This window comes from Caulobacter sp. LjRoot300, assembly GCF_964253875.1.
Lineage (GTDB): Bacteria > Pseudomonadota > Alphaproteobacteria > Caulobacterales > Caulobacteraceae > Caulobacter.
Genome location: NZ_CAXUSA020000004.1, coordinates 240,759 through 260,604 on the forward strand (window position 1 = coordinate 240,759; position 19,846 = coordinate 260,604).

The window sequence follows — 19,846 nt, forward strand, 5'->3', positions numbered from 1 at the left end:
TGCGAACTTGAGCCTATCCGATCACCACTCCCGGCGGCGGGACGCTGTCCTCGGGCACGAAGAAGTCCGGCATCAGGGTGGCGGTGGGGTCGACGCGGTACCGGTCGAAGTCGCGCACGCCCTCGGCGTAGAGGAACGTGTCGTCGATCACGAACTGGCCGGTGAACTCGCGCGCGGGCTTGAGGAACATGGCGTGGGCCGCGTCGGCCATGATCTCGACCGTGCGGCAGTGCTTGAGGCCCTCCTCGCCGGTCAGGGCGAACTGGATGGCGGCGGTGGCGACGGCGGTGCGCGGCCACAGGGCGTTGCAGGCCACGCCGTCGGACCGGAACTCCTCGGCCAGGCCCAGCATGCACAGGCTCATATTGTACTTGGCCATGGAGTAGGCCACGTGCGGCGCGAACCAGCGGGGTTTGATGTCCAGCGGCGGCGACAGCGCCAGGATGTGCGGGTTGGCCGCCTTCTTCAGGTGCGGCAGACAGATCTTCGAGGTCAGGAACGTGCCGCGTCCGTTGATCTGGTGCATCAGGTCGTAGCGCTTCATGTCGGTCGACAGGGTGCCGGTCAGCGAGATCGCCGAGGCGTTGTTCACGCAGATATCGATGCCGCCGAAGGTCTCGACCGCCTTGTCGACAGCGGCCTGGACGCTGGCTTCCTCGCGCACGTCGACCACCAGCGGCAGGGCCTTGCCGCCGGCCGCCTCGATCTCTTCAGCGGCGGTGTAGATGGTGCCGGGCAGCTTGGGATGCGGGTCGGCGGTCTTGGCGGCGATGACGATGTTGGCGCCGTCGCGGGCCGCGCGCAGGGCGATGGCCAGGCCGATGCCGCGCGAGGCGCCGGTGATGAACAGGGTCTTGCCAGCTAGGGACATCGATCAGGCTCCTGGAATTCCACCCACACTATAGGCCCGCCAAGTTCAGGAGACCTTCGAGAAATCCGGCGCGCGACGCTCGGCGAAGGCCATGAAGGCTTCGCGCGCCTCGGCGGTCTGCAGGCGCTGGCCGAACAGCTCGCCCTCCTTGTCCATCAGGGCCGAGATCGCCTCGGCGTCGCGCATCAGCGATTTGGTCGTCGTCAGGGCGCCCAGCGGACGCTTGGCCAGCTGGTCGGCGGCGGCGCGGGCCTTGGCGCGCAGGTCTTCCACCGGCACGCAGGCGTTGGCGATGCCCCAGGCCGCGGCCGTCTCGCCGCTGACCGCCTCGCCCAGGGCGAACATGGCGTAGGCGCGGGCGTGGCCGATGCGGGCCGGCAGCAACAGGCTGGAGGCGGCCTCCGGCACCAGCGCCAGGTTGACGAACGGCACGGTGAGCCTGGCGTCGGGACTGGTGAACACCAGGTCGCAATGCAGCAGCATGGTCGTGCCCACGCCCACGGCCTGGCCCTGGACGGCGGCGACCAGCGGCCGGGTCGCCTTGGCCAGGGTCTTGAGGAACCGCATCACGTGGCGCTCGCCGGTGAAGGCGCCGGTGGCCTGGGCGGCGAAGTCCTGCAGGTCGTTGCCGGCGCTGAAGCTGTCGCCGTCGGCCTGGAACACCACCACCCGCACGGCCGGGTCGTTCTCGGCCTTTTCCAGGCTGTCGGCCAACACGCCGTACATGGCGTTGGAGAGGGCGTTCTTCTTGTCCGGCCGCGCCAGGGTGATGGTCATCACGCCGGCGTCGATCTCGACCTTAACCTGGTCGCTCATGCGGGGTCTCCTTTGGGGAACTTGGTTTGCAGGCTGGCCAGCCAGCGCGACACCACGGCGATCTCGTCGTCCGTGAAGCCGGCGGTCAGGTGGGCGTTGAGGCCTTCGACGCCGGCCTTGGCGTCCTCGCGGGCCTCGCGCCCCTTGTCGGTGAGATAGAGGCGCAGGGCGCGGCCGTCCTTGGGGTCGGGCCGGCGCTCGACCAGCTCGGCGCGGACCATGCGGTCGACCAGGCCGGTCATGGCCGAGGGCGCCAGGTCCAGGGCCTCGGCGGCCTCGCCGATCAGGGCGCCGTCCTTCTGGCCCAGCACGAACAGGGCCCCGGACTGGGCGGCGGTCAGTCCGCCCTTGGCCGCCATCTTGGCCTCGACATAGCGCTGCACCCGGCGGTGGGCGACATTGAGCAGGAACACCAGGCGGCGGTCGGGAGGCGTGGTCATGGCGTGAGATTATAGTTCGCGCGCGAAACATCAAACGAATGTTTCGACCGTTCGGAGAAATCATTCAACCAATTGGTTGACTCTCGGCGGGCAGCATCGCACATTCAACCACATGGTTGAATTATTCACCCCCCAGCTGGACAGCGTCTTCCACGCCCTCGGCGACGCCACCCGCCGCCGGATGCTGCGCGAACTGGCCAACGGCGAGCGAACGGTGGGCCAGCTGGCCGAGCCGTTCTCGATCTCGCTGGCCGCGGCCTCCAAGCACATCAAGGCCCTGGAAAGCGCCGGCCTGATCCAGCGCGAGGTCCGCGGCCGCACGCACCTGTGCCGCCTCGACCCGGGCCCGCTGGCCACGGCTCACGAGTGGCTGAACTTCTACGAACACTTCTGGACCAGTCGTCTGGACGTGCTCGACCGGCTCCTTCGCGAGGAGGACGCCCGCAACACCCCGCCCCCGAAACAAGGAGACGACCAATGAGCGACCTCGCGACCCTTTCCGCCTATGGCGAAGTGATCGAGCCCCTGACCCTGAAGATCCAGCGCCTGCTGCCCGGTCCCGTCGACCGCGTCTGGGCCTATCTCACCCAGAGCGATCTGCGCCGCCAGTGGCTGGCGGCCGGCCAGATGGAGATGAAATCCGGCGCGCCGTTCGAGCTGGTCTGGCGCAACGACGAACTGAGCGACCCGCCCGGCACGCGGCCGGACGGCTTCGGCGCCGAGCACCGTCTGGAAAGCCGGATCCTGGCGCTGGAGCCCAACCGCAGGCTGGCCTTCACCTGGAACCAGGGCGAGGTCTCGTTCGAGCTGGAGCCGGCCGGCGACAAGGTGCTGCTGACGGTCATCCACCGCCGCCTGCCCGACCAGGCCCAGCTGCTGAACGTCAGCGCCGGCTGGCACGCCCACCTCGACGTGCTGGTCACCAGGATCAGCGGCAAGCCGCAGACGGCGTCGTTCTGGGACGGCTGGAGCAAGCTCAAGGCCGAGTACGAAAAGCGGCTGTCGGCTTGAGATCGGCCGGGGACAGGCGCTTGCGCCTGTCCCCGATCTAGTCCGCCGCCCGATACCAGCTCACCCCCTCGGCGTCCGCCTCGCGCGTCGCCAGGCCGCGGCCGATCAGGCAGTTGAGATGGGCCAGGGCCTCGCCCGTGGCCATGCCCAGCAGGTCCGGGCCGATCGGCCGGGCGAACAGCGCCCCGAACACGTCGACCGCCCGCTTGGGCTCGGCCAGCTTTCCGGCCAACCGCCCCAGCCCGCGCTCGTGGCCCGAGATCAGGCCGTCGATGCGGGCGTGCAGCCCCCGGAACGGATCGTTGTGGGCCGGCAGCACCAGCACAGTGTCAGGCACGACAGCCTTCACCTTGGCCAGCGAGGTCAGCCAGTCGCTCAGCGGATCGGCGTCCGGCTCGGTCGGGAACACCGAGACGTTGGACGAGATCCTGGGCAGCACCTGGTCGCCGGAGATCAGCACGCCCAGCGCCTCGCACCACAGGCAGGCGTGGTCGGGCGAGTGGCCCTGGCCCGTCACCACCCGCCAGTCGTGGTCGCCGATGCGGAACACCTCGCCGTCGGTCATGCGGCGATAGCTGTCGGGCAGCTGGTAGATCGCCTTGCCGAAGCCGCCGAACCGGGCCTTGTAGTTCTCGATCGCCTCCTCGTCCCAGCCGGCGGCGCGGAAGAACCGCACCCCGTCCTCGGGGGCCTCGCGGCCGGTGTCGGCCACCAGCATCCGGCACTGGAAATATTCCAGCCGGGTCATCCACAGGCGGACGTCGAACTTGCGGGCGATCCAGCCGGCCAGGCCCACATGATCCGGATGCAGATGGGTGACGATCACCCGGGTGACGGGCCGCCCGCCCAGGGCTCCGGCGAAGGCCGCGCGCCAGGCCTGCGAGGTCTCCTTGGTCTGCAGGCCGGTGTCGACCACCGCCCAGCCCTCGCCGTCGGCGATCGCCCAGACATTGATGAAGCCCAGCGAGCCGCCCAGCGGCTGGCGCAGCCACAGCACCCCCGGCGCGACCTCGACGGCCTGGCCCGACCCCGTCTCCGGCGCCGTCTCGAACGGATAGACCAGCCGCGGCCTGTGCGTCCTTTCGGCCGGTTGGGGCGCGTCTTCCTCGATCCCGTCGCGCATCTACGTCCTCCGGTCGCGACCATCGTCATGATTGCGCCCCCGTCGGACGACATCTTGACCCTCGATGCAAGCGGGCCTTAAGTCCGCCGCGAGGAATTTACCCCAGGAGACGTACCCCATGAGGCCCATCGCGATCGGCTTGACGGCCGCCCTCGCGCTCGCCGCGCTCGTTCCCGCCACCGTGATCTCGGCGGCCAAGGACAAGGACAAGCCGGCCGCCGTCGACGCCAAGGCCCGTGAAGCGGGGATGAAGGGCGCGCCCGATGTCGCTAAGGCCGCCGGGATCTCGTGCACGGTCACCGACGCCCGCCTGATCGGCAACGACAAGAAGACCAGCACCGACTATTACGAAGTCGCCTGCCAGCAGGGCCTGGGTTTCGCGCTGCTGGCCAAGAAGGACGCCGCGCCCCAGGCCTACAGCTGCCTGGAGACCGCCCAGCCGGGCGCCGACGGCAAGCCCAGCGCCCTGGCCTGCGTGCTGCCCGCCAACGCCGACCCCAAGACCGGCCTGGCGCCGTACCTGGCCAAGGCCAACACGCCCTGCGACATCCAGAACGCCCGCGCCATCGGGGCCGGCGCCAAGAACGCCTATTTCGAAGTCGCCTGTAAGGGCGGCGCCGGCTACATCGTCCAGACCTCGGCCCCGATCAATGTCGACCAGGACGTCACGGTCAACAGCTGCCTGCTCTACGAGGAAGGCGGCAATGTCAGCTGCAAGCTGACCGACAAGGCCACCCAGCTGGCCGTGGTCGACCAGCTGAACGCCGCCTCGGGCAAGAACTGCGCGATCAAGGACAAGCGCTACATTCTCAGCACCAAGACCGACAACTATTTCGAAGTCGCCTGCCAGGACGGCAAGGGCTACGTGCTGCAGCAGGCCGCGGCCGGCGGCGCGCTGGTCAAGGCCATCGACTGCGCCCAGGCCGGCTTCGTCGGCGGCGGCTGCACCCTGAGCGACGCCGTGGCCGCCCAGACCGAGCAGGCCGGCCTCTACAGCAAGCTGGCGGCCAAGGCCGGCTTCGACTGCAAGGTCGAGAAATACGGCATGCTGCCCAGCAACGATCCCCGCAAGGAGATCGTCGAGATGAAGTGCTCCAACCGTCCGGACGGCGGGATCGGCATCTTCACCGGGACCAGCAACACCGTCTACGATTGCGTGACCTCGGAAATGAACGGCTACCGCTGCAGCTTCACCAAGCCGGACGCCGCCTTCCCCCGCCTGACGGCCGACCTGAAGGGCCTGGGCAAGGGCAGCTGCACCGTCTCCGGTTCGCGCATCATCGGCCAGACCGCGACCCAGGGCTTCGTCGAGGTCGCCTGTTCGGACGGCCTGCCGGGCTGGGTGATGGCCTATCCGCTGAACCAGACCACGCCGAAGCCGGCCGAACTGCTCTCGTGCCTGCAGGCCAAGGGCGTGGGCGGCGGCTGCAAGCTGCCGACCAACCAGACCAAGAGCTGATCGGCTCTCAAGCCTGAAACAGCAAGCCCGCCGGGAGCGATCCCGGCGGGCTTTTTTGTTGCTGTTGAAGCCAAGGGCCTCAAATCCGTTGTCATCCCGGAAAGCGCGGAGCGCTTGTCCGGGACCCAGGTGAACCGCAACGCGTCAGCCCAGTCCCTGGGTCCCGGACAGCCTCTGCGAGGCTTCCGGGATGACAACGGTGGAGGTTCGAACGCCCTGGCCGAAAGCCTCTAAAAGCCAGCCCCGACCTTCTCCAGGCCCGTGGCCATCTGCTTCAGGCGCTTGTCCAGCTCGGCCATCGTGCGGTTCAGGGCGCCTTCGTCATCGCGCCAGACCTGCAGGGTGCGGCCCCAGACCGCCGACATCGCGGCCAGCCGGGCCGGTGTGGCGTCGAGGCCGGCGGCTTCCAGGATGGCCCGGGCGGTCCTGGGAAAGCGCAGGGCCGAGACCACCACGCTCTCGGACCGGCTGATGGCGATCAGGGCGGCGCGGTGCGGCTCCATCGCCTCGGTCCGGGCCATGGCCGCGTCGAACAGGCGGTCGTGCGGCGTGGCGTCGTCGGCCGAGGCCGTCGCCAGGGCGGCGCGGTCGAAGCGGGCGGCCAGGTGGTCCAGCACCGCGCCCTTGCCGTCGGCGCGGGCGTAGAGCTCGGCGAACGGGATCTCGGCCTTCAGGGCGATGTCGCGCAGGCTGATCTGCGTCCACGGCCGGTCGGCCGCCAGGGCGAGCGCGGCGGCGGCAGCGCGGTCGAGGATGTCTTCGGCGACGGTCATGATTGTTGAGATGGCTTCTTCGCAAGGTCCTGACAAGAACCCTCTCCCAAGGGGAGAGGGAGGGGCCCGCCGCGAAGCGGTGGGAGGGTGAGGGGGTAAACCGCCAGACGGCGTGCCGGCAGGGCGTTCGGGCAAAACGGCGAAGGTGTAATCCCTCACCCTCCCAAGCTTCGCTTGGGCCCCTCCCTCTCCCGCTGGGAGAGGGTTCTTTCTACCCCCCCAGTTCCACCGACCGCTTCACCGCCGCCTCCAGCGCGCGCGGCAGCAGGTCCCCGAAGCCGCCCTCGCCCATCAGCACGGCCAGGGCCGCCGCCGTGGTGCCGCCGGGCGAGGTGACCTGCCGCCGCAGCTCGGCGGGGTCCTCGCCGCCCTGGCCCAGCAGGGCCGCGGCCCCGACGATGGTGGCCCGCGCCAGTTGGGCCGAGGCGGCCGGATCCAGGCCCTGGCCGGCGCCCGCCGCCTCCAGCGCCTCGATGAAGGCGTAGAGATAGGCCGGGGCCGAGCCGGACACGGCGGTGGCGGCGTGCATCTGCTCCTCGTCGTCGAGGTCCACCGTGGTGGCGACCGGGTCGAGCAGGGCGTGGGCCCGCGCCCTGGCCTGGTCGGTGTCGGCATGGATGGAGGCCGTGCCCAGGCCGATGGCGACGGCGGTGGTCGGCATCACCCGGGCCACCGCGCGACCGCCGAACGCGGCGGCGATATCGGCGGCGCGCACCCCGGCGGCGATCGAGACGATCACCGCGTCGGACGCCAGGTGCGGGACGACGTCGGCCACGGCCTCGCGCCAGATCTGCGGTTTGACGGCCAGCAGCACGGTCTTGGCGGCGGCCAGCGCTTCCAGCGGCGGATTGACGCTCGCGCCCGGGAAGGCGGCGGGGTCGGCGTTGGGGTCGCGGATGATCAGGTCGCCGGCGGCGAACGCCCCGGCCTTGGCCCAGCCCGCGACCAGGGCCCCGCCCATGCGCCCGGCGCCGAGAAGAAGGATGGGGGTCATCATGGTCAGCTCCGCTAAACTGGAGCGGCCTGCCTAGCAGGTCAGGCTCCAGGGAGCGAGCCGGGGACATGCCCTCGCGGCGTGTCCCCAGTCCAGATCGGTGCGTCGGTTGGGGACACGCCGCAAGGGCATGTCCCCAGTCCTAAGCCTGGCCGACGGTTTCGAACATGCAGGCGGCCATGGCCTCGTCCGGGGTCTTGGCGCCGTGCAGCAGGAAGTCGAAGGCGGGGTAGAAGCGATCGGCGGCCTCGACGGCGGCGTCGATCATCGAGGCGGCCTGGGCCATGGTCGGGCGCTCGCCGGCCGGCAGGGCCAGAGCGTGGCGGAACACCACCTCGCCGTCCTCGGTCCAGACCTCGAAATGGCCCAGCCAGACGCGCTGGTTGATCATCGACAGCAGTTCGTAGGCGCTGGGGCGCTTGGTCTTGGCGGCGCGCAGGTCCAGCGACAGGCACAGCTGCAGGCAGTCGGCCTCGGGCCGCCAGGCGAACCACAGCTCGTAGTCCTTCCAATCGCCGGTCAGGGCGAAGGCCAGGTCGCCGTCCTCGGTGCGGTCGAACGTCAGGTTCTCCGCCGCCAGCACGTGCTCCACCACCTCCAGCGGATCCATCGCCAGCAGGACGTCGTCTTCTTCCGGTTGGGTGTCCATTAGACCCTTTGACCCCCGGGGAGAGACGGGTCGTGGGACCCGACCAAATCACCCACTGCGAGGACTCTAATCTGCTTCGCGGGCGGCGTCACAACCGCCTTCACGTCGAACGGGAACGAAACTCGCCTATTCGGTCGCGTTGTCGCTACCAGGATTGGCCTTCCTGGCCGGGGTTTTCTTGGCCTTCAGCGCCGCGACTTCCTCGCGAAGCGCCGCCACCTCGGCCTTCAAGGCTTCGAAATCGTCGCGCCGGATCAGGTCGAACTCGGCGGCCAGACGGTCGGCCTGGGCCCGCATCGCGGTCTTGGCTTCCTCGCCGGCCGTCTGGGCGATGCCCATGGCCGCCTGGGTCAGCTTGGCGAATTCGTCGAGGAAGGGGTTTTGGCTGTGCATCGAAATTCCCAAAGCCCGGCGGGGCGCGGCGCGGTTCGTCGCGGGTCTTATATGGGAAAGGAAGGATGAAAGCGAAGTGGGAACGCGGTCCAACCCTTTCGCTCCGCGAAAGGGCTGTTTTCTAACGATTAGAGCGCGATGGCCGCCGAAACCGGCTTCCACTTTCGGCTATCGCGCTCTACGCCTGCGACCACTTGTCCGTCCGGAGCGCTCGCGGCGTGATCTTCCCCGACATCGATCCCATCATCCATATCGGCCCCTGGGCCCTGCAATGGGGGCCGCTGGCCCTGCGCTGGTACGCCCTGGCCTATGTCGCCGGCATCCTGCTGGGCTGGCAGTACGCGATCCGGCTGGTCCGCGACGCCAGGCTGTGGGGCGGGCAGAAGCCCACAGCCACCTCGGTGCAGATCGACGACCTGGTGCTGTGGATCACCCTGGGCATCATCCTGGGCGGGCGCATCGGCTACATCCTGTTCTATATGCTGGTGAACGCCGACCAGCGGGCCAGCCTGGCCGAGAACCCGCTGGCGGTGTTCAAGATCTGGGAGGGCGGCATGTCCTTCCACGGCGGTTTCCTGGGCGTGTGCGCGGCGGTCGCCCTGTTCGCCCGCCAGCAGAAGATCGACATTCTCCGACTGGGCGACCTGGTCGCGCCGGTCGTGCCCATCGGCCTGTTCTTCGGCCGCTGCGCCAACTTCATCAATGGCGAGCTCTGGGGTCGGGTCACCGACCACCCGTTCGGCATGGTGTTCTGCAACGACACCATCCGCGCCGCCAACCGCGGCGCCTGCCCGGCCGGCGAGCTGCCGCGCCATCCCAGCCAGCTGTACGAGGCCGCGCTGGAAGGCGTGCTGCTGTTCCTGATCCTGAACTTCGCGGTCTATCGCCTGAAGTGGCTGCAGCGCCGGGGCGCGCTCGTGGCGACCTTCCTGATCTGCTACGGCCTGTTCCGGGCCTTGCTGGAGAACGTCCGCAACCCCGACCACGGCATGCCCGCCTTCCCGTTCGGCCTGACCATGGGGATGATCCTGTCGATCCCGATGCTGCTGGTCGGCGCGGCGCTGCTGTGGCGGGCCCTGCGCGAGCCGGTTCCGGCCGCCGTCGCGGACGATCATGAGCCTGCTTGACCGCCTGCGGGCCCAGATCGCCCAGGACGGCCCGATCAGCGTCGCCGAGTACTTCACCCGCTGCCTGCACGACCCGCGCGACGGCTATTACGCGACGAGACCGGCGCTGGGTGAAGGCGGCGATTTCCTCACCGCGCCGGGCGTCAGCCAGATGTTCGGCGAGCTGATCGGCCTGTGGATCCTGGAAACCTGGACCCTTATGGGCCGGCCCGCGCCGGTGCGGCTGGTCGAGATCGGCCCGGGCGACGGGACGCTGATCTCCGATATCCTGCGCGCCGCGCGCCTGCTGCCCGCGTTCCTGGCGGCCGCCGACCTGTGGCTGGTCGAGGTGTCGCCGCCGCTGCGCGAGGCTCAGGCCGCCAAGCTGGCGAACGCGCCCGTGACGCCGCGCTGGGCCGACCGCCTGGAGGCCGTGCCGGCCGGCGCGCCGCTGATCCTGGTGGCCAACGAGGTGCTGGACTGCCTGCCCGCCCGTCAGTTCGTGCGGACGGAGGACGGCTGGGCTGAGCGGATGGTGGGGCTGGACGAGGCGGGAAACCTGGCGTTCGGGCTGAAACCCTTAGGTCCTCCCCCTGTGGGGGAGGCGGCCCGAAAGGGCCGGTGGGGGGAGCAGACCCACCTCGGCCAACGCCCCCCACCGTCGCCTTCGGCGACACCTCCCCCACAGGGGGAGGATTTGGAACCCGGAACCGTCGTGGAATCTTCCCCCGCCCAGGCCGCCCTCGGCTCGGAGATCGGCCACCGCGTCGCCCGCGACGGCGGCGCGGCGCTGCTGATCGACTATGGCCGAGACCTTCCGGGACCGGGCGACACGCTGCAGGCGCTGAAGGCGCACCGGAAGGTCTCGCCGCTGGCCGAGCCCGGCCAGGCCGACCTGACCGTCTGGGCCGACTTTCCCGCCGTGCTGGCCGCCGCCGCCGAGGCCGGCGCCGCGACGGGACCCATCCTGTCCCAGGGCGCGTTCCTCCAAGGTCTGGGCATCGAGCAACGCGCCCAGGCCCTGGCCTCGGCCCAATCCTCGGCCAATCAGGCCGACCAGACCGACAAGCTGGCCAGGCAGCTTGATCGCCTGACCGGCGCGGCGCAGATGGGTGAACTGTTCAAGGTGGTCTGCCTGTCCGCCCCCGGCCTTTCCCCCCCGCTTTTCGAGGGCTCCCGACCATGACCGACCTGCCCATCGTCCAGTCGCCGCTGCTGGCCGCCGCCGCCGGGGTCAGGCACGCCTTCTTCACGCGCCAGGGCGGGGTGTCGACCGGGCTCTATGCCAGCCTCAACGTCGGTCGCGGCAGCCAGGACGAGCCCGCCGACGTCGCCGAGAACCGCGCCCGGGCCGCCGCCTGGTTCGGGGCCGCCCCCGAAGACCTCAACACCTGTTTCCAGATCCACTCGACCATCGCCATCGTCGCCGACGGCTCGTGGGGCGACGTGCGGCCGCAAGGCGACGCGGTGGTGACCAAGACCCCCGGCGTGGTCTGCGGCGCCCTGCACGCCGACTGCGCGCCGGTGCTGATCGCCGATCCCGTCGCCCGCGTCGTGGCCGCCGCCCACGCCGGCTGGCGCGGGGCGCTGGACGGCGTCGTCCAGGCCGCGGTCGACCAGATGACGGCCCTGGGGGCCCAGCCGTCCCGCATGGTCGCCGCGGTCGGCCCCTGCATCGGGCCCAAGTCCTACGAGGTGGGCCTGGAGTTCCTGCACCGCTTCGAGGCCGACAGCCCCGGATCCGGCCGATTCTTTTCGCCCGGCGCGGCCGACGACAAGCGCCTGTTCGACCTGCCGGCCTTCGTCCTGGACCGCCTGGCGACGGCGGGCGTGGGCCAGAGCGAGTGGATCGGTCGCGACACGCGCGCCGAGCCGGAGCTGTTCTTTTCGAACCGCAGGGCCTTCCTGGCCAGGGAGTCCGACTACGGACGGCTTCTCTCGGCGATCGCGCTCGAAGCGTGAGCATGTCGAATAACCCGAATCAATCGAGACTCGGGGTTGTTCCCGCGCCCGGGACTGCTAGAAGCCCCCGCAACGGCGACACCCCCTCCCGAGACCAAACCATGAAGCTGCTGTCCGGCAATTCGAACCGCACCCTGGCCCAGTCCATCGCGGAATATCTCGACATGCCGCTGACCCGCGCCCAGGTGCGCCGGTTCGCCGACCTCGAGGTCTTCGTCACGATCGACGAGAACGTGCGGGGCGAGGACGTGTTCGTTATCCAGTCGACCAGCTATCCGGCCAACGACAACCTGATGGAGCTGCTGATCTGCATCGACGCCCTCAAGCGCGCGTCGGGCAAGCGGATCACGGCCGTGCTGCCCTATTTCGGCTACGCCCGCCAGGACCGCAAAACCGGCGGCCGCACGCCGATCTCGGCCAAGCTGGTGGCCAACCTGATCACCCGCTCGGGCGCCGACCGCGTGCTGACGATGGATCTGCACGCCGGCCAGATCCAGGGCTTCTTCGACATCCCGACCGACAACCTGCTGCCCTCGCGCCTGCTCGCCGACGACATCCACAAGCGCTACAAGATGGGCGACGACCTGATGGTCGTCTCGCCGGACGTCGGCGGGGTGGTGCGGGCCCGCGCCCTGGCCAAGCGCCTGAACGACGCCGACCTGGCCATCGTCGACAAGCGCCGCTCGGCCCCCGGCGAGAGCGAGGTGATGAACATCATCGGCGAGGTGAAGGACCGTCGCTGCATCCTGTTCGACGACATCGTCGATTCGGCCGGCACCCTGTGCAACGCCGCCGCCGCCCTGATGGCGCACGGGGCCACGTCGGTCTCGGCCTATGTCACCCACGGGGTGCTGTCGGGCGCGGCCGCCGAGCGGGTGGCCAATTCTGTGCTGACCGAGCTGGTGGTCACCGACTCGATCGAGGCTTCCGACACGGTCAAGGCCTGTCCCAAGATCCGCTACGTGTCCTGCGCGCCGCTGATCGGCGAGGCTATCCGCCGGATCGCCAACGAGGAATCGGTCTCCAAGCTGTTCGACTGAGGACGCTCCACGAACCGGCCTCGCAGGGGGCGGAAACGCAACCTTGACGGTTGAGCTTGTCAAGACGTGGTTAACGGACTGACTGTCACAATATCGCCCGCGCGCCAGTGATAAGGCGGGCGCCTTATGTCATTGGGGATGTTCTCGGCATGCTTTCCACCACGCGTACGCGCGCCGCGCTGACGGCCATCGCCGTGGTCGCCGCCACCTTGCTGGCCAGCTGCGAGACGCCGCCCCCGCCGCCGCCGCCCCTGGTCGCCGCCCCGCCCGCCCCGCCGCCGATCACCCTGTCCTCCAGCATCGTCGAGAAGGCCAGCGCCTTCCGCGGCTACATGCAGCGGGCCGGCGCCATCGGCGCCACCTTCGAGAACGGCGACCAGATCCAGGCCTCGCTGAAGGTCGGCGTCGGCTACGAGCCCAAGCAGTTCCTGTCGGGCGCCACCGCCTATGCCGCCGTCCTGGCCCTGCAGGACCCGACCTACGTGGCCTCGGTGCGCGCGTTCGCCACCGATCCCACTCAGCGCCAGTCGATCATCAACCAGCTCGTCGCCGATCCCGCCTACGCCGTCGGCTTCAAGGGCAGCGACACCGCCGCCGGCCGGATCATCGACACGCTCGGCGCCAGCGGCCTGCAGCTCTACACCGCCGGCAAGGCCGTGAAGCAGGCCGCCTACGACGTCCAGCGCGCGAAGTGGTCGACCCTGCCGGTCCTCGATCGCGACGGCCGCCTGGCCTACGCCAAGACCATGTCGGCGACGCCCGGCCTGGCCGACAGCGCCGACGTCGCGGCCCTGCAGCAGGCCTCGATGGGCGGCGTGCCCCTGGTGCCCGCGCCGCCCGCCGATCCCGCCGCCGCCACCGTTACGGTCTCCGGCCCCCGTTCGGCCCCGCCGCCCTACAAGCCGCTGGTGATCCGCGGCCTGGCCGTGGCCGCCCTGGCGGCCCTGGGCTACGCCGGCGACGACAAGCTGCCCCTGATCGAGGCCGTAATGGCCGAGCCGGCCAGCGCCATGTGCCTGAACATGGCCAAGCTGAACCTCTACCAGTGCCTGGCCGTCGCCAAGCCGCACTATGAGGACGTGTTCTGCCTGGGCCAGCACATCATGATCGACACCGGCATGTGCGTGCTCAAGGCTTCGGGCGCCGCCCTGCCCTACGAGCCGCCGCCCCCGCCCAAACCGGAGCCGGTGGTGACCAAGAAGAAGCCCGTCGCCAAGAAGAAGGCGTCGGCGAAGAAGAAGAGCTAACCGGCTCCGCCCCTTCCCTTTCGACGCACTCCAGGCGGCCGCCCGTTGCATCGGGCGGCCGCCGCGTGTATGGAGCGCGACCCAAAAACGTCGACCGGGCGAGGCAATCCAGTCTTGTGCGGCGGCTTCGCATTTCGAGAGCATGGGGCTCTCTAGAGAGACAAGACATGGCCGAGATCATTCTCAACGTCGAAATCCGCGACCGCGCCGGCACCGGCGGCTCGCGCGAAACCCGCCGCCAGGGCAAGATCCCCGGCGTGCTGTACGGCGGCCCCAACGCCCCGGTGAACATCGCCGTCAAGGGCAACGAATTCCGCAAGGCGCTCTACACCGGCAAGCTGCTGGGCCACCTGGTGACCCTGCAACACGGCGACGACAAGCAGTCGGTCATCGCCAAGGCCGTGCAGTTCCATCCCGTCACCGACGAGCCGATGCACTTCGACCTGTACCGCGTCGACGAGCACCAGCTGATCAAGATCGAAGTGCCGGTGCACTTCAAGAACCACGACATCTCGGTCGGCCTGAAGAAGGGCGGCACGCTGGAAGTCATCCGCCACGTGGTCGAGCTGGCCTGCCCGGCCGACAAGATCCCCGAAGAGCTGGTCATCGACCTGGCCTCGCACGACATCGGTGACACCATCCGCATCTCGGAAGTGAAGCTGCCGGAAGGCGTGCGCCCCGCCCAGGACCGCGACTTCGTGATCGCCAACCTGAAGGCCTCGGCCGCTTCGCAATCGGGCGAAGGCGACACGACGACCGCCGAAGCCTAAGGGCTTTTCGGTCGGGTCTCCGATCCGATATCCAGAACGGGCGGGCTTCGCGGCCCGCCCGTTTTTCGTTTAGCGGCGCCGCTGTCGACCAAGGCCCTGCGTCCTTCGAGGCCCGCTTCGCGGGCGCCTCAGGATGAGGAGCCCGGTGGACGCGGAATGACATTCCTCTTCCTGAGGCGCCTTGCGCAGCGAGGCCTCGAAGGACGCACGGAGCCTCAGCGATGCTGATCCTCGCCGGCCTCGGCAATCCCGAGCCGAAATACGAGAAGAACCGGCACAATGTCGGGTTCATGGCCGTCGACGCCCTGGCCCGCAAATGGGGCACGGCGCCGTGGCGCTCGCGCTTCCAGGGCCTGGCCTGCGAAGGGCAGGTCTCGACCCCGAACGGGCCGGTCAAGCTGCTGCTGCTCAAGCCCAGGACCTTCTACAACGAGAGCGGCCGCGCCGTGGGCGAGGCGATGAAGTTCTTCAAGCTCGCGCCCAGCGACGTGATCGTCTTCCACGACGAGATCGACATGGCCCCCGGCCGCTTCCGGATGAAGGCCGGCGGCGGGGCGGCGGGCAACAACGGCGTGCGCTCGATCACCAGCCAGATCGGCGACGGCTTCCGGCGCGGCCGCATCGGGGTGGGCCATCCGGGCCACAAGGACGCGGTCATGCACTATGTGCTGGGCGACTTCCACAAGGTCGAGCACCTGTGGCTGGACCCGATGCTGGACGCCCTGGCCGACGCCCTGCCGTTCGCCGCGGCCGGCGACGACGAGCGCTACCAGGCCGAGGTGCTGCGCCTGGCCCCCGCCCCCAAGGCCGACCCCAAGAAGGCCGCGCGCCAGGCCGAGTAGGTCACGGCCGATTGACGGCGCCGACTCCAGCCCACACATAACCAGCCTTGACCTGGCCAACGCCAAGCTTGGAGCCCTTACCTTCGATGATCCTGCTGGGCCTGTCGCTGCTGTTCTCGATCGCCCTGTGCGTCCATGTGGTCCGCACGGGCCAGCAGATGTACTGGCTGATGATCATCCTGCTGTTCCAGCCGCTGGGCGGGCTGGTCTATCTGATCGCCATCGTCGCGCCGGAGTTCCTGGGCGGCGCCAAGGCCCAGAAGGCCCGGCAGGCCGCGCGGCAGGTTCTCGACCCGCAACGGGAATATCGCGAGGCTGGCCAGGCGGTCGACGACACGCCCACCGTCGCCAACCGGGCCCGCCTGGCCGCGGCCGCCTCGGGGCTGGGCAAGCACGCCGAAGCCGAGCGCCTGTACGCCGAGGCCCTGCAGGGCATGTACGCCGACGACCCGCAGCTGCTGCTGGGCCGCGCCAACGCCCTGATCGAGCTGGACCGCGCCGCCGAGGCCCTGCCGCTGCTGGAGGGCCTGAGCGCCCAGTCGCCGGCCGCCCGCACGCCGAACGTCGCCCTGGCCATGGGCCGCGCCTATCACGCCCTGGGCCGCCCGTCCGAGGCCGACACCGCCCTGCGCTGGGCCGCCGCCCATCTGCCCGGCTTCGAGGGCATGGCCCGCTATGCGGTGTTCCTGGCGCAGACCGGGCGCAAGGACGAGGCCCGCGAGGCCCTGGCCGAGATCGACAAGCGCCTGGCCAAGACCCACTCGCACTTCCGCAAGGAAGCCCGCGGCTGGCGGGACCTGGCGGCGACGGCGGTGGGATGAACGGGCGTGACCGCTAAGCGCGCTCGCGCCCGTCGCCGATCAGCAGGTGGCCCAGCCAGCTGACGACGCCGATCACGATCGACCCGAAGATCCCGGCCCATAGACCGTCGACCACGAAGCCCTTCAGCATCAGGCCGACTAGACCCAGCATCGCGGCGTTCACCACCAGCAGGAACAGGCCCAGCGTCACCACGGTCAGCGGCAGGGTCAGCACGACGACCACCGGCCTTACGATGGCGTTGACCACGCCCAGCAGCACCGCGGCGACCAGCAGGCTGGTCCAGCCGCCGGACACGGCGATACCCGGCACGATCCTCGACGCCAGCCACAGGCCCAGGGCGGCGATCAGGGCGCGGACGATGAAGCGCGTCACGAGAGGCCTCTCAGGCATAGGGCGCCGCCATTAGAGGCGCAGGGATCCCGTCCCGGCAAGGCCCCGCTCCGCCGAGATCGCCAGAACGCCCCGCCCGTCCGGTCCAGACCTTCCGTCGTGTCGGTCTGACATTTTTGGCTTGAAGTTTTGAGAATGAACGTTCATTCTCACTTTTGAAGCGCCAATACCCGAGTCCGGGTGTCGGACATTACAAATACGTTATCGACCTTACCTAAGCCGCAACGCCTTCCTATCTGACCCATTCTGGTGGGGATGATGGCGCGCGGTTGACGGGCGGATCCGCACCAAGGGGATAGTTTCTATGGCCGTGAATTCACTATCGGTGATGTCGCCGGACGGCGGCCTGTCGCGTTACCTCACCGAAATCCGCAAGTTCCCGATGCTGGCCAAGGACGAGGAGTTCATGCTCGCCCAGCGCTGGAAAGAGCATCAGGACAGCGAAGCCGCCCACAAGATGGTCACCAGCCACCTGCGTCTCGTGGCCAAGATCGCCATGGGCTATCGCGGATACGGCCTGCCGATCGGCGAGGTGATCTCCGAGGGCAATGTGGGCCTGATGCAGGCCGTCAAGAAGTTCGAGCCCGACAAGGGCTTCCGCCTGGCCACCTACGCCATGTGGTGGATCCGCGCCTCGATCCAGGAATATATCCTGCGCTCGTGGTCGCTGGTGAAGATGGGCACGACCGCCGCGCAGAAGAAGCTGTTCTTCAACCTGCGCAAGGCCAAGAGCCAGATCGAGGCCTTCCAGGACGGCGACCTGCGTCCCGAGCAGGTCAGCGCCATCGCCACCAAGCTGGGCGTGCTGGACAGCGAGGTCATCTCGATGAACCGCCGTCTGGGCGGTCCCGACGCCTCGCTGAACGCGCCGCTGCGCGCCGACGGCGAGAGCGAGTGGCAGGACTGGCTGGCCGACGACGACCAGGTCTCCCAGGAGACCGCCGTCGCGGAGAGCCAGGAAAAGTCCATGCGGATGAGCCTGCTCGAGGAAGCGATGGTCGAACTGACCGACCGCGAGCGCCACATCCTGACCGAGCGGCGCCTGAAGGACGAGCCGACCACCCTGGAAGACCTGGCCTCGCAATACGGCGTCAGCCGCGAGCGGGTCCGCCAGATCGAGGTCCGGGCCTTCGAGAAGCTGCAGAAGTCGATGCGCGAAGCCGCCATCGCCAAGAACATGGTCGAAGTCTGAGAAGGCCCGGACCTGAAGGCTAGATGCTCCCCCTCTGGGGGAGCTGTCGGCGCAGCCGACTGAGGGGGCTTCGCGGCGTCGGCCGCGCTGCCCCCTCCGGCCCTCTGGGCCACCTGCCCCAAAGGGGGAGGATCGTCGTATAGGGTCGCCATGACCGATCCCCTTCCCCAACTGATCCTGCTGCCCGGGCTGCTGAACGACGCCGAGCTCTGGCGCGACCAGGTCAGCGGCCTGGCCGACGTCGCCCGCTGCCAGGTGCCCGACCTGACGCACGGCGAGAGCCTGCGCCAGCTGGCCGAGCAGGTGTTGGCCGACGCCGAGCCGACCTTCGCCCTGGCCGGCTTCTCCATGGGCGGCTACGTGGCCCAGGAGATCGCCCGGATCGCGCCCGAGCGTATCGCGCGCCTGGCCCTGATCGACACCGCGATCCGCGCCGACACGCCCCAGCGCGCCGCCCAGCGCCGCGCCGTCAACGCCGCGGCCAGCCACGAGGGCGCGTTCCTCGGCGTCGCCGACCGGCTGATGGCCAGCTATGTCGACGCCTCGCGCCTGGACGACAAGGACCTGACCGGCCGCATCCAGGCCATGACCCAGCGCCTGGGCCGAGAGGTCTTCCTGCGCCAGAACGGCCTGGCGCGCGAGGACGGCGCGGCCGCCCTGCGGGCCCTGCGCTGTCCCATCGTCATCATCTGCGGCGAGCACGACGCGATCACCCCGCTGGCCGGCCAGCACGAGATGGCCCACGCCATCGGCTGCTCGCACATGGTGATCATCCCGAACGCCGGCCACATGACGCCGATGGAGGCGCCCGAGGCGGTCAACGCCGCCCTGCGCCGCTGGCTGGCGCGCGAGGGACGCTGAGACTCAAAGCCCCAGCGCCGCCTTCACCGCCCGCCAGTCCACCAGCTTGAAGTTCTGCCGCACGCGCGCCGTGGACGGAGCCTCGCCGTCCACATCGACGTCGTCCTGCATGACGACCAATCCCTCGGCGTAGGGCCCGACGGCTCCGCCGATCGCCGCGACGCCGTCGGTGCCCGTCACCCCATCGACGCCCTTGGCGGCCACCACCGAGAAGCGCCCGGCATAGGCCGGCTGGGCGCCGTCCACGCGCCAGACGGCGAAGGCGCTGTCGCCCTGGCTGGAGGCGATCAGCCAGGTCTTCTGGCCCTCGCGCAGCAAGGTCAGACCCTCGACGTCGGGCTGCAGCATGGCCGAGGGGGCGCCGGCCACCAGGACGCGCGCCGCGCCCTTGGCGGGATCCAGGTCGTAGCGCCAGATCCCCTTGGCCTCCTCGCCGATGTAGAGCACGCCCTTGGTGTCATCGACGACGCAGCCTTCGGTCTGGCTGCCGACGGCGAAGCGCTGCTCCTCGGTCGCCGCCGGCTTGCCGTCGGCCCCGACGGCGACGCGGAGCTGCCGCACCTGGCCGTCCGTGCCGTTGACGATGACGATGAAGCCGTCGCCGCGCCGGCCCATGCACAGGCCGTAGGGCTCGGCCAGGTCCAGCGGCGCCAGGCCCCAGGGCTCGACCTTCAGGGTGGCCGGATCCATCAGGTAGAGCGCCGCGCCGATTCGGCCGCGATCGCTGGCCGCGACCAGCACGCGCTCACCGTTGGCCGTGGCCAATCCGCCACGCAGGTCGACATTGTTCAGCCTGCCGTCCGGGATGAAGCCGGTGACCGCCCCGCTCAGGTCGTAGGTGTACAGACCAGCCTGCTTGTCGGTGCCGAAGATCACGACCCGCGACGGATCCTTGGGGTCGACCCAGATCTCGGGGTCGTCGGCCGCATCCGCACGTTGTGTCGCCACCGATTGGGTCTCGCCGGCCGCTGGGACCGGCGTTCCGACGCCGACCAGGATCTTGCCGGAGTCCGAGCGGGCCTCCGGATCGAACGCCGCGCAACCCGCCAGCAGGAGAGATATTCCCACTGATGTCACAAAACTGA

23 protein-coding genes are annotated in these 19,846 nt (G+C 69.5%); 13 read left to right on the plus strand and 10 right to left on the minus strand.

What is annotated here, in order from left to right; genetic code table 11:
* Positions 1 to 13: 13 nt before the first annotated feature.
* From ACSQ2G_RS15545 to ACSQ2G_RS15555, 3 genes are read right to left on the minus strand one after another with little or no spacing between them, the layout of a single operon-like run.
* Entirely contained in the window at positions 14 to 871 is an 858-nt protein-coding gene (locus ACSQ2G_RS15545) for an SDR family oxidoreductase (RefSeq protein WP_436032346.1), read from the minus strand.
* 45 nt (positions 872 to 916) lie between these two features.
* The gene (locus tag ACSQ2G_RS15550; protein ID WP_436032347.1) at positions 917 to 1,687 is read right to left on the minus strand and encodes an enoyl-CoA hydratase; all 771 of its coding nucleotides are present in this window, start codon (positions 1,685 to 1,687) and stop codon (positions 917 to 919) included.
* Positions 1,684 to 2,127 (minus strand): MarR family winged helix-turn-helix transcriptional regulator, encoded by a 444-nt coding sequence (locus ACSQ2G_RS15555; RefSeq protein ID WP_436032349.1) that lies wholly within the window; start codon positions 2,125 to 2,127, stop codon positions 1,684 to 1,686. Before ACSQ2G_RS15555 ends, ACSQ2G_RS15550 begins: the two co-directional genes overlap by 4 nt.
* Positions 2,128 to 2,239: 112 nt before the next feature.
* Here ACSQ2G_RS15555 and ACSQ2G_RS15560 point away from each other — a divergent pair, with 112 nt between their 5' ends.
* Together ACSQ2G_RS15560 and ACSQ2G_RS15565 are read left to right on the plus strand one after the other, a co-directional pair.
* Positions 2,240 to 2,608, plus strand: a complete 369-nt coding sequence (locus ACSQ2G_RS15560) for an ArsR/SmtB family transcription factor (RefSeq protein WP_436032351.1) — start codon at positions 2,240 to 2,242, stop codon at positions 2,606 to 2,608.
* Positions 2,605 to 3,138: an SRPBCC family protein gene (locus ACSQ2G_RS15565; RefSeq protein WP_436032353.1), complete on the plus strand. Its 534-nt coding sequence runs from the start codon at positions 2,605 to 2,607 to the stop codon at positions 3,136 to 3,138. Before ACSQ2G_RS15560 ends, ACSQ2G_RS15565 begins: the two co-directional genes overlap by 4 nt.
* Before the next feature lie 37 nt (positions 3,139 to 3,175).
* On the opposite strand, the gene ACSQ2G_RS15570 is transcribed toward ACSQ2G_RS15565, so the two are convergent.
* The gene (locus ACSQ2G_RS15570; protein ID WP_436032355.1) at positions 3,176 to 4,261 is read right to left on the minus strand and encodes an MBL fold metallo-hydrolase; all 1,086 of its coding nucleotides are present in this window, start codon (positions 4,259 to 4,261) and stop codon (positions 3,176 to 3,178) included.
* Between the two features lie 118 nt (positions 4,262 to 4,379).
* Here ACSQ2G_RS15570 and ACSQ2G_RS15575 point away from each other — a divergent pair, with 118 nt between their 5' ends.
* On the plus strand, positions 4,380 to 5,720 hold the full coding sequence (locus ACSQ2G_RS15575) for a hypothetical protein (protein ID WP_436032356.1): 1,341 nt from the start codon (positions 4,380 to 4,382) through the stop codon (positions 5,718 to 5,720).
* Positions 5,721 to 5,950: 230 nt separating this feature from the next.
* Here ACSQ2G_RS15575 and ACSQ2G_RS15580 read toward each other — a convergent pair whose 3' ends face one another.
* The 4 genes from ACSQ2G_RS15580 to ACSQ2G_RS15595 all read right to left on the minus strand — a co-directional run bounded on the left by ACSQ2G_RS15580 (position 5,951) and on the right by ACSQ2G_RS15595 (position 8,529).
* On the minus strand, positions 5,951 to 6,493 hold the full coding sequence (locus ACSQ2G_RS15580; RefSeq protein ID WP_436032358.1) for a TetR family transcriptional regulator: 543 nt from the start codon (positions 6,491 to 6,493) through the stop codon (positions 5,951 to 5,953).
* 211 nt (positions 6,494 to 6,704) lie between these two features.
* The gene (gene proC / locus ACSQ2G_RS15585; protein WP_436032894.1) at positions 6,705 to 7,487 is read right to left on the minus strand and encodes a pyrroline-5-carboxylate reductase; all 783 of its coding nucleotides are present in this window, start codon (positions 7,485 to 7,487) and stop codon (positions 6,705 to 6,707) included.
* A gap of 142 nt (positions 7,488 to 7,629) precedes the next feature.
* Positions 7,630 to 8,136, minus strand: a complete 507-nt coding sequence (locus ACSQ2G_RS15590) for a YbjN domain-containing protein (RefSeq protein WP_436032360.1) — start codon at positions 8,134 to 8,136, stop codon at positions 7,630 to 7,632.
* Between the two features lie 126 nt (positions 8,137 to 8,262).
* Positions 8,263 to 8,529 (minus strand): accessory factor UbiK family protein, encoded by a 267-nt coding sequence (locus tag ACSQ2G_RS15595; RefSeq protein ID WP_436032362.1) that lies wholly within the window; start codon positions 8,527 to 8,529, stop codon positions 8,263 to 8,265.
* A 218-nt stretch (positions 8,530 to 8,747) separates the two neighbouring features.
* Here ACSQ2G_RS15595 and lgt point away from each other — a divergent pair, with 218 nt between their 5' ends.
* From lgt to ACSQ2G_RS15635, 8 genes are all read left to right on the plus strand, one after another.
* Positions 8,748 to 9,656, plus strand: coding sequence for a prolipoprotein diacylglyceryl transferase (gene lgt / locus ACSQ2G_RS15600; RefSeq protein WP_436032363.1), 909 nt, complete (start codon positions 8,748 to 8,750; stop codon positions 9,654 to 9,656).
* Positions 9,643 to 10,821: a class I SAM-dependent methyltransferase gene (locus ACSQ2G_RS15605; protein WP_436032365.1), complete on the plus strand. Its 1,179-nt coding sequence runs from the start codon at positions 9,643 to 9,645 to the stop codon at positions 10,819 to 10,821. The genes lgt and ACSQ2G_RS15605 overlap by 14 nt, the downstream gene beginning before the upstream one ends.
* Positions 10,818 to 11,597, plus strand: coding sequence for a peptidoglycan editing factor PgeF (gene pgeF, locus ACSQ2G_RS15610; protein WP_436032367.1), 780 nt, complete (start codon positions 10,818 to 10,820; stop codon positions 11,595 to 11,597). Before ACSQ2G_RS15605 ends, pgeF begins: the two co-directional genes overlap by 4 nt.
* A gap of 101 nt (positions 11,598 to 11,698) precedes the next feature.
* Complete coding sequence (locus tag ACSQ2G_RS15615; protein WP_436032369.1) at positions 11,699 to 12,637, plus strand: ribose-phosphate pyrophosphokinase; 939 nt, start codon at positions 11,699 to 11,701, stop codon at positions 12,635 to 12,637.
* A 149-nt stretch (positions 12,638 to 12,786) separates the two neighbouring features.
* Positions 12,787 to 13,884 carry a hypothetical protein gene (locus ACSQ2G_RS15620; protein WP_436032371.1) on the plus strand — a complete coding sequence of 366 codons (1,098 nt, stop codon included), beginning with the start codon at positions 12,787 to 12,789 and terminating at the stop codon, positions 13,882 to 13,884.
* A 167-nt stretch (positions 13,885 to 14,051) separates the two neighbouring features.
* Positions 14,052 to 14,654, plus strand: a complete 603-nt coding sequence (locus ACSQ2G_RS15625; RefSeq protein ID WP_436032373.1) for a 50S ribosomal protein L25/general stress protein Ctc — start codon at positions 14,052 to 14,054, stop codon at positions 14,652 to 14,654.
* Between the two features lie 221 nt (positions 14,655 to 14,875).
* Entirely contained in the window at positions 14,876 to 15,496 is a 621-nt protein-coding gene (gene pth / locus ACSQ2G_RS15630; protein ID WP_436032374.1) for an aminoacyl-tRNA hydrolase, read from the plus strand.
* An 86-nt stretch (positions 15,497 to 15,582) separates the two neighbouring features.
* Positions 15,583 to 16,317, plus strand: a complete 735-nt coding sequence (locus ACSQ2G_RS15635) for a tetratricopeptide repeat protein (RefSeq protein ID WP_436032376.1) — start codon at positions 15,583 to 15,585, stop codon at positions 16,315 to 16,317.
* Positions 16,318 to 16,330: 13 nt separating this feature from the next.
* On the opposite strand, the gene ACSQ2G_RS15640 is transcribed toward ACSQ2G_RS15635, so the two are convergent.
* Positions 16,331 to 16,690, minus strand: coding sequence for a phage holin family protein (locus ACSQ2G_RS15640; protein WP_436032378.1), 360 nt, complete (start codon positions 16,688 to 16,690; stop codon positions 16,331 to 16,333).
* Positions 16,691 to 17,003: 313 nt separating this feature from the next.
* Between ACSQ2G_RS15640 and rpoH the strand changes: the two genes are divergently transcribed.
* Positions 17,004 to 17,900, plus strand: coding sequence for an RNA polymerase sigma factor RpoH (gene rpoH, locus ACSQ2G_RS15645; protein ID WP_436032896.1), 897 nt, complete (start codon positions 17,004 to 17,006; stop codon positions 17,898 to 17,900).
* 150 nt (positions 17,901 to 18,050) lie between these two features.
* Complete coding sequence (locus tag ACSQ2G_RS15650) at positions 18,051 to 18,761, plus strand: alpha/beta fold hydrolase (protein WP_436032380.1); 711 nt, start codon at positions 18,051 to 18,053, stop codon at positions 18,759 to 18,761.
* A 3-nt stretch (positions 18,762 to 18,764) separates the two neighbouring features.
* Here ACSQ2G_RS15650 and ACSQ2G_RS15655 read toward each other — a convergent pair whose 3' ends face one another.
* Positions 18,765 to 19,829 carry a phytase gene (locus ACSQ2G_RS15655; RefSeq protein WP_436032382.1) on the minus strand — a complete coding sequence of 355 codons (1,065 nt, stop codon included), beginning with the start codon at positions 19,827 to 19,829 and terminating at the stop codon, positions 18,765 to 18,767.
* Positions 19,830 to 19,846 lie beyond the last annotated feature (17 nt).